Consider the following 10,107-nt stretch of genomic DNA (forward strand, 5'->3'; position numbering starts at 1 on the left):
TATCGCTGACGGGCCGACAACAAGGGGGCGCTATGAACCATGTCTGGGGACTTTTCTCCCATCCCGATCGTGAAATGCATGTCATCAAAAGTGAGAACGAAACGGTCTCGCATCATTACACCCACCATGTGCTGCTGATGGCCGCGGTGCCGGTAATATGCGCGTTTATTGGCACAACACAAATCGGCTGGAACTTCGGTGACGGTACCGTGGTTCAGCTCTCCTGGTTTACCGGGCTTTATCTGGCCATTCTCTTTTATGGCCTGATGCTGGCAGGGGTGGCGGTCATGGGGCGCGTCATTCACTGGATGGCGCGTAACTACCCACAGCGTCCATCGCTGGCACACTGTATGGTCTTCGCCGGATACGTCGCGACCCCGCTGTTCTTAAGCGGTATTGTTGCGCTCTATCCACTGGTCTGGCTGTGCGCGCTGATCGGTACTGTTGCGCTCTTTTACACCGGTTATCTGCTGTATCTGGGCGTTCCAACCTTCCTGAATATCAATAAAGAAGAGGGCCTGAGCTTCTCCGGCTCCACGCTTGCCATCGGGGTGCTGGTACTGGAGGTGTTACTGGCACTGACGGTTATTCTTTGGGGTTATGGATACCGTCTCTTCTAAGCTCACTGCATTGCTGGCGTAAATGCCAGCAATGCAGCATCTGTTCACGATTATCCGCTGGCGACAAAGCACGGTGACCGCTATGATGCCGAAGCCAGCCTGTGTTTATTCGTCGACGCAGGCGGTGTACGTCATTACGTGCGTGAATAATTATCAGAAGTCTCACCATGCTGAAATTTCGTGTCTCCTTACTTAGCCTGGCGCTGCTGCTGGGCGCGTCCGCTGCCGTGCCAGCCGTCGCCAAAACGCCCGCGGTGACCACCGCTGCTGCTCAGCCGCAAATTGCGTCCGGCAGCGCGATGATTGTTGATCTCAACACCAATAAGGTGATTTACGCCAGCCACCCGGACCTGGTGCGCCCGATCGCCTCAATAACCAAATTAATGACCGCGATGGTGGTGCTTGATGCTCGCCTGCCGCTGGACGAAAAGCTGAAAGTGGATATCAGCCACACGCCGGAGATGAAAGGGATCTACTCTCGCGTGCGCCTGAACAGTGAAATCAGCCGTAAAAATATGCTGCTGCTGGCGCTGATGTCGTCCGAAAACCGTGCGGCGGCAAGTCTGGCGCACCACTATCCTGGCGGTTACGATGCCTTTATCCGCGCGATGAACGCCAAAGCCAAAGCGCTGGGGATGAGCAATACTCATTTTGTTGAACCGACGGGTCTGTCGATTAACAACGTCTCCACGGCCCGCGATCTGACGAAACTGCTGATTGCCAGCAAGCAGTACCCGCTGCTCGGCCAGCTCAGCACCACGCGTGAGGACATGGCGACATTCTCGAATCCGTCTTACACGCTGCCGTTTCGCAACACGAACCATCTGGTGTACCGCGAGAACTGGAATATTCAGTTAACCAAAACCGGGTTTACCAATGCGGCAGGCCACTGCCTGGTGATGCGCACCGTGTTTAACGGTAAGCCGGTGGCGCTGGTGGTGATGGATGCCTTCGGGAAATATACCCACTTCGCGGATGCGAGCCGCCTGCGGACCTGGATTGAGACCGGGAAAGTGCAGCCCGTTCCGGCTGCGGCATTGACCTATAAAAAGCAGAAAGCGGAGCAGATGGCGACGGCGCAAAACGATTAATTCCCCTCTGCGCGTTGATGCCCTCACCCCGACCCTCTCCCACGGGAGAGGGAGAAAACACTAAAAACGGTAACCCAGGTTACCGTTTTACGTTTATTCCGGCAGCGTCCAGTCCCCATCGTTGAGCGGGCGCTGCATTATCACCGTATCCCGCCAGTCGCCTTTCTTATACCCCACGCTGCGAAGCTGACCGACAATCTCAAAGCCGTGTTTTTTATGCAGCCGTAACGAGCCGGAATTATTATTGCCATCTCCCACAACGGCAATCATCTGCCGCCACGGGCCCTGCTCGCAGCGCGCGATCAGCGCGTTCATTAATGCGGTGCCAAAACCGCGTCCGGTGATGCTGGCATCCACGTAAATCGACTCTTCCAGAGTATAGCGATAGGCCTGACGCGGTCGGTAAGGGGTGGCGTAACAATAGCCCACCACGATGCCGCGATAGAGCGCGATGAGCCACGGTAAACCGTTCTCGGCCACGCTTTTCATGCGCTGACGCATTTCGTCGATGGTGGGGGGGACTTCTTCGAATGATGCGCGTCCGTGAAGCACATGCCAGGCATAGATGGCGGCGATGGCATGCACATCATCGGGAAGGGCGTCGCGCACTTCCAGTTCGGTTTCGGATAAAACATCAACAGCCGACATGATGCGCCTGCTCCTCATTATAGAATGCCGGAGAAACATTTCTCCGGCGACAGACCGCTACTCTATTACGATTAAGGCGCGCGAAACAATCTCTCAAATTTGGCTGTAGGGTTTAATCAGACGCTTGCGTTATGCGCTGCTCCGCGTCTGCACTCTCTTTCCAGTATTTCTTCCGCGTTGTTTTCCCTATGCCGGGATTCATGCTGTTTGTAGGGTCATTCTCGCGATAAAACTGCTTAAGGGCGTCAGGGGCTTTATAAAGATGCCCGACGTTGTGTTCCGCAGGATATTGTGCGCCACGCTCGCGCAGCAGGGCGAGCATCTGCTCCTTCAGTTCATGAGCATCTACCCCTTTTTTGACGATGTAGTCCTGATGGAAGACGTAGCACATAAAGTGGCCGTAATAGAGTTTATGCACCAGCTTGCTGTCGATTTCCGGCGGCAGATGCTCAAACCATTCGGTGTCGTTGCGTCGCAGGGCGATATCCAGCGCCAGAATATCTTCCACTTCTTCGGAATGCACCGCCTGGTAACGGATAGCGGCACCCGCCGCGGCGAAGCGGTGCAGGAAGGCTTTGCTGCCTTCTTCCGGCGTGCAGGCAAAGAAATCACCCTCAGCCGTCCTGAAGAACTCGGTCAGCCAGCTCTGCGCTTCGGCGATCCCGTCCCCGGCCATTTTCAGCAGCAGGTGATGTTCGTACTTATCACGCCAGGTTTTCATTCGCTCCGGCAGATGCGCAGGGAAAACGTTGCCCAGCTTCTGCATAAAGCGGTCGGTAAAGTGGGGCTTGAACAGCGGCACTTTCTCCAGCATCGCGTCGGTGCGGCCCTTCATGGTGAAGAAGAACGGCATTTTGTCGGTGCCAAGCTTATCGATCATCAGGAAGGTGTCTTTCCCGTAGCGCTCCGCGATGTCGTAAATATCCCGATGCATGTACTCGCCCGCCACCGGCAGATGGGTGAATTCGCCCAGAATATGACGGCGTATCTCTGTCAGCACCTCAGGCTGATTAGTGCCGATGTAAAACACCTGCTGCTTTTTCTCTGCCGGGAAAGTGTCGAGGCGCACTGCAAAAACGGCCAGCTTGCCCGCGCAGCCGGAGGATTCAAACAGGCGGTCCGGGTCAGCGTTATAGCGCGCCGGGGTATCGGCCTCGATATCGCGCACGCGGGTGATGTAATCGTGGTCGTGCGCGTGGCGACCGTCGTGCTGCACGTCTTCGTCCCTCACGCGGTCGTCGTCGAGCTTGCTGAGGATCTGTTCCGGCGTCACGCCCAGATCGATGCCCAGGTGGTTCACCAGCGTCAGCTTGCCGTTTTCATCGATGCGGGCAAAAAGTGACATTTCGGTGTAGGCCGGGCCGCGCTGGACCAGCGAACCGCCGGAGTTATTGCAAATCCCACCGACCACCGAGGCGCCAATGCAGGAGGAGCCGATCACCGAGTGCGGCTCGCGGCCCAGCGGCTTAAGCGCTTTTTCCAGCGAGTAGAGCGTGGTCCCCGGGAACGCGAGCACCTGCTCGCCTTTGTCCAGCAGGTGCAGCTTGTCGAGGCGCAGGGTGCTGATAATCACGATATCGCGATCGTAATCGTTGCCGTTCGGCGTGGAACCTTCGGTCAGGCCGGTGTTGGCCGCCTGCATTAAAATAATCTTGTCCGCCGCAACGCAGGCGCTCAGCACGCGCCACAGCTCCAGCAGCGTGCCGGGGAAGACCACCGCCAGCGCGTCGCCCTGGCCGGAGCGGAAACCCTTACGGTAGCGGGCGGTTTTGGCCGGGTCGGTAAGCAGGTGAGAGGAGCCAACCAGGCGCGACAGTTCGTTAATAAATGTTTTGTTATCGTCAGTTCGAACAGAAGTCATCTTCCACTCCTTGTGGTGGGGCAAATTTCTCGCTGTAAAGCATAGCGCGATTAACTGTTCAGCGGTCGAGTATTCACGAGAAAAATCAGAGAATAACCCTGCAACGTTCAGAGGGTTTATGGCACACTGCGCTTTTCGCACGGTCTGGCCGGGTGCTTCCCACGGTTATTGATGAGAGAGAATAACAACATGAAATGGCTATGTTCTGTAGGTGTCGCCGTCAGCCTGGCGCTGCAACCTGCGCTGGCAGAGGATTTGTTTGGTAATCACCCGCTCACGCCTGAAGCCCGCGACGCGTTTGTCACGGAGTTGCTTAAGAAGATGACGGTCGATGAAAAAATCGGCCAGCTGCGTCTGATCAGCGTTGGCCCGGATAACCCGAAAGAGGCCATCCGCGAGATGATCAAAGAGAACCAGGTGGGCGCGATTTTTAACACCGTCACCCGCCAGGATATCCGCGCCATGCAGGATCAGGTGATGCAGCTCAGCCGCCTGAAAATCCCTCTGTTCTTCGCCTATGACGTGGTGCACGGCCAGCGCACCGTCTTCCCAATCAGCCTCGGCTTAGCCTCCTCATTTAACCTCGACGCGGTGAAAACCGTCGGGCGCGTGTCGGCCTATGAAGCGGCGGACGACGGCCTGAACATGACCTGGGCACCGATGGTGGACGTCTCGCGCGATCCGCGCTGGGGCCGCGCCTCGGAAGGCTTCGGTGAAGACACCTATTTAACGGCCACGATGGGCAAAACCATGGTGGAAGCGATGCAGGGCAAGAGCCCGGCGGACCGTTACTCGGTGATGACCAGCGTTAAACACTTTGCGGCCTACGGCGCCGTGGAAGGCGGTAAAGAGTACAACACCGTCGACATGAGCCCACAGCGCCTGTTTAACGACTACATGCCGCCGTACAAGGCAGGGCTGGATGCGGGCAGCGGCGCGGTGATGGTGGCGCTGAACTCGCTGAACGGCACGCCTGCGACCTCCGATTCCTGGCTGCTGAAAGACGTCCTGCGTGACCAGTGGGGCTTTAAGGGCATCACTGTTTCCGACCACGGCGCGATTAAAGAGCTGATCAAGCACGGCACGGCGTCCGATCCGGAAGACGCGGTGCGCGTGGCGCTCAAGTCCGGCATCAACATGAGCATGAGCGACGAGTACTACAGCAAATACCTGCCGGGGCTGGTGAAGAGCGGCAAGGTAACGATGGCGGAGCTGGACGATGCCGCGCGCCACGTGCTGAACGTGAAATATGACATGGGGCTGTTTAACGATCCGTACAGCCACCTGGGGCCGAAAGATTCTGACCCGGCGGATACTAACGCCGAAAGCCGCCTGCATCGCAAAGAAGCGCGTGAAGTGGCGCGCGAAAGCCTGGTGCTGCTGAAGAACCGCCTCGACACGCTGCCGCTGAAAAAATCCGGCACTATTGCTGTGGTCGGCCCGCTGGCTGACAGCAAGCGCGACGTGATGGGGAGCTGGTCTGCTGCGGGCGTGGCCGATCAGTCCGTTACCGTCCTGACCGGCATCAAGAGCGCCGTCGGTGAAAACGCCAAAGTGGTGTACGCCAAAGGGGCGAACGTCACCGACGATAAAGACATCGTCACCTTCCTCAACCAGTACGAGGAAGCGGTGAAGGTCGATCCGCGCACGCCGAAGGAGATGATCGACGAAGCGGTCAACGCGGCGAAGCAGTCTGACGTCGTTGTCGCGGTCGTGGGGGAAGCGCAGGGTATGGCGCACGAAGCTTCCAGCCGTACCGACATTACCATCCCGCAGAGCCAGCGCGATCTGATCGCCGCCCTGAAAGCGACCGGCAAGCCGCTGGTGCTGGTGCTGATGAACGGTCGTCCGCTGGCGCTGGTGAAAGAGGACCAGCAGGCTGACGCCATTCTGGAAACCTGGTTCGCCGGCACCGAAGGCGGTAACGCCATCGCCGACGTATTGTTTGGCGATTACAACCCGTCGGGCAAGCTGCCGATGTCCTTCCCGCGCTCCGTCGGGCAGATCCCGGTTTACTACAGCCACCTGAACACCGGCCGCCCGTACAACGCCGACAAGCCGAACAAATACACGTCTCGTTACTTTGACGAAGCTAACGGCCCGCTCTACCCGTTTGGTTATGGCCTGAGCTACACCACCTTCAAGGTCTCTGAGGTGAAAATGTCGGCGCCGAGCCTGAAGCGTGACGGCAAGGTCACCGCCAGCGTCGAGGTGACCAACACCGGCAAGCGTGAAGGGGCAACGGTGATTCAGATGTACGTGCAGGATGTCACCGCCTCGATGAGCCGTCCTGTGAAGCAGCTGCGCGGCTTTGAGAAGGTCAATCTCAAGCCTGGCGAAACCAAAACCATCAGCTTCCCGATTGACGTGGATGCGCTCAAGTTCTGGAACCAGCAGATGAAATATGATGCGGAACCGGGCAAGTTTAACGTCTTTATCGGGGTGGATTCCGCCCGCGTAAATAAAGGCGAGTTCGAGCTGCTGTAACCTTTCCCTCCTTTGCATCCCCCGTCCATCGGGGGATGCGTCTTACCTTATGCTAAAAAGGCATTTTGCCGGGTAAATCCGCCGTTTTAAGCTACGCTTTTCTCTCAAGCCTCTGAAAAAGGCAGCAAAAAAAATGAGGATAGTGGAATGACGATTAAATCGGGGATGGTAGTTTCTGCGGCGCTACTCGCGGCGCTAAGCCTGCCGTTACAGGCGGCGGAGCCGGTAAAAGTGGGCTCAAAGATCGATACCGAGGGCGCGCTGCTCGGGAATATTATTCTCCAGGTGCTGGAAAGCCACGGCGTGAAAACCGTCAATAAAGTTCAACTGGGCACCACGCCCGTCGTGCGCGGCGCGATTACCTCCGGCGAGCTGGATATCTATCCTGAATATACCGGCAACGGCGCGTTCTTCTTTAAAGAAGAGAACGATCCAGCATGGAAAAACGCCAAAGCTGGCTATGAAAAAGTCAAAAAACTCGACGCGGAACAGAACAAGCTGGTCTGGCTGACCCCGGCCCCGGCCAACAATACCTGGACTATCGCCGTGCGTAAGGACGTGGCGGAGAAAGGGAAGCTCACCTCGCTTGCGGATCTCAGCCGCTACCTGAAAGAGAAGGGCGACTTCAAGCTCGCGGCGTCCGCGGAGTTTATCGAGCGTCCTGACGCGCTGCCGGCGTTTGAAAAAGCCTACGACTTCAAGCTCGACCAGGCACAACTGCTCTCGCTGGCGGGCGGAGATACGGCGGTAACCATTAAGGCGGCGGCGCAGCAAACCTCCGGCGTTAACGCGGCGATGGCCTACGGCACCGACGGCCCGGTCGCGGCGCTGGGCCTGCAAACCCTGACCGATCCAAAAGGCGTTCAGCCGATCTACGCTCCAACCCCGGTTGTGCGTGAGGCGGTACTGAAAGCCTACCCGGATATTGCTGAATGGCTCAAACCGGTCTTCGAAAAGCTGGATGAAAAAACGCTGCAACAGCTGAATGCCAGCATTGCCGTCGAGGGACTGGATGCCAAAAAAGTGGCCGCCGACTTCCTGAAACAACAAGGGCTTGTGAAGTAACGGGAAAGGGCTGTGCCAATAAAATGTCATAACCGCGTACTGCTGCTGTTGGCCTGCGTGGCCATCGCGGCGGTCGCGTTACCGTTTGTGAACGTCGCGCCTAACCGCCTGATGTCGGGGGAAGGGCGTGCTCTCTGGGACGTATGGTCGTTCACGCCGTGGTGGCTGGCGGCTGCGCTGGCCGCGTGGGTTGGACTGTCGCTCTGGCAAGGGCGAACGGCGCAGTGGCTAACGCTGCTGCTCTCGGAAGGTCTCTTTATCGCGCTGTTCTGGAGCGCGGGGCTGGCGGCAACGCATATGGCCTCGGCGGAAAGTCCGCTGGCGAGAACTACGCCAGGTAGCGGCCTGTGGCTCTGGGTGGCTTTGTGTTTACTGGCCAGCAGCGATGCGATTCGTCGTCTCATCGCCAGTTCTGTCTGGCGCTGGGTGCTTAATGCGCAGATATGGTCTATTCCGCTGCTGTTATTGTTCAGTGGTGAACTGAACGACCTCTCGCTGTTAAAAGAGTACGCCAACCGTCAGGAGGTATTTGATGATGCCCTGGCGCAACATTTGACGATCCTTTTCGGCACGCTGATCCCGGCGCTGCTGATCGGGATACCGCTCGGCATGTGGTGTTACCGTCATCCCTCACGTCAGGGTAGCATCTTTGCCGTGCTCAACGTCATCCAGACCATTCCCTCCGTTGCGCTGTTTGGCCTGCTGATTGCCCCCCTGGCCGGGCTGGTGAAGTCGTTTCCCGCGCTGGGCGCGGTGGGTATCGCCGGAACGGGGTTAACACCCGCGCTGATTGCGCTGGTGCTGTACGCGCTGCTCCCGCTGGTGCGCGGCGTAGTCGCCGGCTTAAGCCAGGTTGCGCCGGATGTGCTGGAAAGCGCCCATGCGATGGGGATGAGCGCGCGACAGTGTTTCTGGAAGATACAGCTCCCGCTGGCGCTGCCCCTGCTGCTGCGCAGCCTGCGGGTGGTAGCGGTTCAGACCGTTGGCATGGCGGTGATTGCCGCGCTGATTGGAGCGGGCGGCTTTGGCGCGCTGGTGTTCCAGGGGCTGCTGAGCAGCGCCCTCGATCTGGTGTTGTTAGGCGTAGTCCCTACCATTGCGCTGGCGGTTGTCGTCGACGCCCTGTTTGCCTTATGGCTCGCGCTGCTCAGGAGAAGAGCCAATGATTGAATTTCATGATGTGAGTAAAACCTTTGCCGGCCGCCCGGCGGCAAGCCATCTGAACCTGAACTTTGCCGAGGGGGCATTTTCCGTGCTGATTGGCACTTCGGGCTCGGGAAAATCCACCACGCTGAAGATGATCAACCGGCTGGTGGAGCATGACAGCGGGTTAATTCGCTTTGCCGGGGAAGAGATCCGCAGCCTGCCGGTGCTGGAGCTGCGCCGCCGAATGGGCTATGCCATTCAGTCTATCGGCCTGTTTCCGCACTGGACGGTGGCACAGAACATCGCCACCGTGCTGCAGCTGGAGAAATGGTCGCGGGCTAAAATCGCTGACCGCGTTGATGAACTGATGTCTCTGCTGGGGCTGGAGCCCGCGTTGCGCAACCGCTATCCTCACCAGCTCTCCGGTGGACAACAGCAGCGCGTGGGCGTGGCGCGCGCGCTGGCGGCTAACCCGCAGGTGCTGCTGATGGATGAACCCTTTGGCGCGCTGGATCCCGTTACGCGCGGGGCGCTGCAAACGGAGATGACCCGCATTCACCGCATTCTTGGTCGAACCATCGTCCTCGTGACGCACGATATAGATGAAGCCCTGCGCCTGGCCGACCATCTGGTGCTGATGGACCACGGCGAGGTGGTGCAGCAGGGCGTGCCGCTTGCGCTGCTGACCAGCCCAAAGAATGACTTTGTGCGCGAGTTTTTTGGCCGCAGCGAGCTGGGCGTCAGGCTGCTCTCCCTGCGGACGGTCGGAGACTATATGCGCCGGGAGAATGCACCGCCCGGCGGGGAACCGCTACAGGAGCAGATGAGCCTGCGGGATGCCCTCTCCGCGTTTGTCGCGCGTCGGTGCGAAGTCCTGCCCGTGGCGGATGTCAGGGGTGCGCCGTGCGGCAGCCTGCATTTTCGCGATCTGCTGGCCGGGGGGGTGACGCGTGAAGGCACTGCGTGATCCGCTCCTCTGGCTGGTAGCGCTCTTTGTCGCCTTACTGTTTCTGATGCCTCACAGCGCGGCGCTGTTTAACACTCTTTTTCCGGGGCTACCACGGCCGGTGTATCAGCAGGAGAGCTTCATTAATCTCGCCCTGGCGCATCTCTGGCTGGTGGCGCTCTCAAGCGCCATCGCGGTTGTGCTGGGCGTGGGGGCGGGCATCGCGGTCACGCGGCCTGCGGG

8 protein-coding genes and 1 pseudogene are annotated in these 10,107 nt (G+C 58.6%); 7 read left to right on the forward strand and 2 right to left on the reverse strand.

The window, feature by feature from the left end; genetic code table 11:
* The first annotated feature begins 32 nt into the window (after window positions 1-32).
* The gene (locus IM314_RS16430; protein WP_028013847.1) at window positions 33-620 is read left to right on the forward strand and encodes a Yip1 family protein; all 588 of its coding nucleotides are present in this window, start codon (window positions 33-35) and stop codon (window positions 618-620) included.
* A gap of 167 nt (window positions 621-787) precedes the next feature.
* On the forward strand, window positions 788-1,711 hold the full coding sequence (gene pbpG, locus IM314_RS16435) for a D-alanyl-D-alanine endopeptidase (RefSeq protein ID WP_028013846.1): 924 nt from the start codon (window positions 788-790) through the stop codon (window positions 1,709-1,711).
* 93 nt (window positions 1,712-1,804) lie between these two features.
* Here the strand turns inward: pbpG and IM314_RS16440 are convergent, their stop codons facing one another.
* Both IM314_RS16440 and dld read right to left on the reverse strand, forming a co-directional pair.
* Window positions 1,805-2,359, reverse strand: a complete 555-nt coding sequence (locus tag IM314_RS16440; RefSeq protein WP_028013845.1) for a GNAT family N-acetyltransferase — start codon at window positions 2,357-2,359, stop codon at window positions 1,805-1,807.
* A 112-nt stretch (window positions 2,360-2,471) separates the two neighbouring features.
* On the reverse strand, window positions 2,472-4,220 hold the full coding sequence (gene dld, locus IM314_RS16445) for a D-lactate dehydrogenase (RefSeq protein WP_045259739.1): 1,749 nt from the start codon (window positions 4,218-4,220) through the stop codon (window positions 2,472-2,474).
* A gap of 189 nt (window positions 4,221-4,409) precedes the next feature.
* Between dld and bglX the strand changes: the two genes are divergently transcribed.
* The 5 genes and pseudogenes from bglX to IM314_RS16470 all read left to right on the forward strand — a co-directional run.
* A complete protein-coding gene (bglX, locus tag IM314_RS16450; protein ID WP_041909044.1) occupies window positions 4,410-6,707 on the forward strand; it encodes a beta-glucosidase BglX in 2,298 nt (765 codons plus the stop codon).
* Window positions 6,708-6,854: 147 nt separating this feature from the next.
* Window positions 6,855-7,772, forward strand: coding sequence for an ABC transporter substrate-binding protein (locus tag IM314_RS16455; RefSeq protein WP_041909045.1), 918 nt, complete (start codon window positions 6,855-6,857; stop codon window positions 7,770-7,772).
* Window positions 7,773-7,784: 12 nt separating this feature from the next.
* Window positions 7,785-8,942 carry an ABC transporter permease gene (locus tag IM314_RS16460; protein WP_193358807.1) on the forward strand — a complete coding sequence of 386 codons (1,158 nt, stop codon included), beginning with the start codon at window positions 7,785-7,787 and terminating at the stop codon, window positions 8,940-8,942.
* Window positions 8,935-9,885: an ABC transporter ATP-binding protein gene (locus IM314_RS16465; RefSeq protein ID WP_193358806.1), complete on the forward strand. Its 951-nt coding sequence runs from the start codon at window positions 8,935-8,937 to the stop codon at window positions 9,883-9,885. The genes IM314_RS16460 and IM314_RS16465 overlap by 8 nt, the downstream gene beginning before the upstream one ends.
* Window positions 9,869-10,107: pseudogene (locus tag IM314_RS16470) on the forward strand (ABC transporter permease); the annotation flags it as partial. The gene IM314_RS16465 and the pseudogene IM314_RS16470, both read left to right, overlap by 17 nt.

Source organism: Enterobacter cloacae complex sp. P42RS (genome assembly GCF_014930595.1).
Taxonomy (GTDB): Bacteria; Pseudomonadota; Gammaproteobacteria; order Enterobacterales; family Enterobacteriaceae; genus Enterobacter; species Enterobacter bugandensis.

Excerpts from the sequence above, each read along its gene's own strand:
- IM314_RS16430 (WP_028013847.1), top strand. The coding sequence starts at position 33 with ATGAACCATGTCTGGGGACTTTTCTCCCATCCCGATCGTGAAATGCAT.
- pbpG (WP_028013846.1), top strand. The coding sequence starts at position 788 with ATGCTGAAATTTCGTGTCTCCTTACTTAGCCTGGCGCTGCTGCTGGGC.
- IM314_RS16440 (WP_028013845.1), bottom strand. The coding sequence starts at position 2,359 with ATGTCGGCTGTTGATGTTTTATCCGAAACCGAACTGGAAGTGCGCGAC.
- dld (WP_045259739.1), bottom strand. The coding sequence starts at position 4,220 with ATGACTTCTGTTCGAACTGACGATAACAAAACATTTATTAACGAACTG.
- bglX (WP_041909044.1), top strand. The coding sequence starts at position 4,410 with ATGAAATGGCTATGTTCTGTAGGTGTCGCCGTCAGCCTGGCGCTGCAA.
- IM314_RS16455 (WP_041909045.1), top strand. The coding sequence starts at position 6,855 with ATGACGATTAAATCGGGGATGGTAGTTTCTGCGGCGCTACTCGCGGCG.
- IM314_RS16465 (WP_193358806.1), top strand. The coding sequence starts at position 8,935 with ATGATTGAATTTCATGATGTGAGTAAAACCTTTGCCGGCCGCCCGGCG.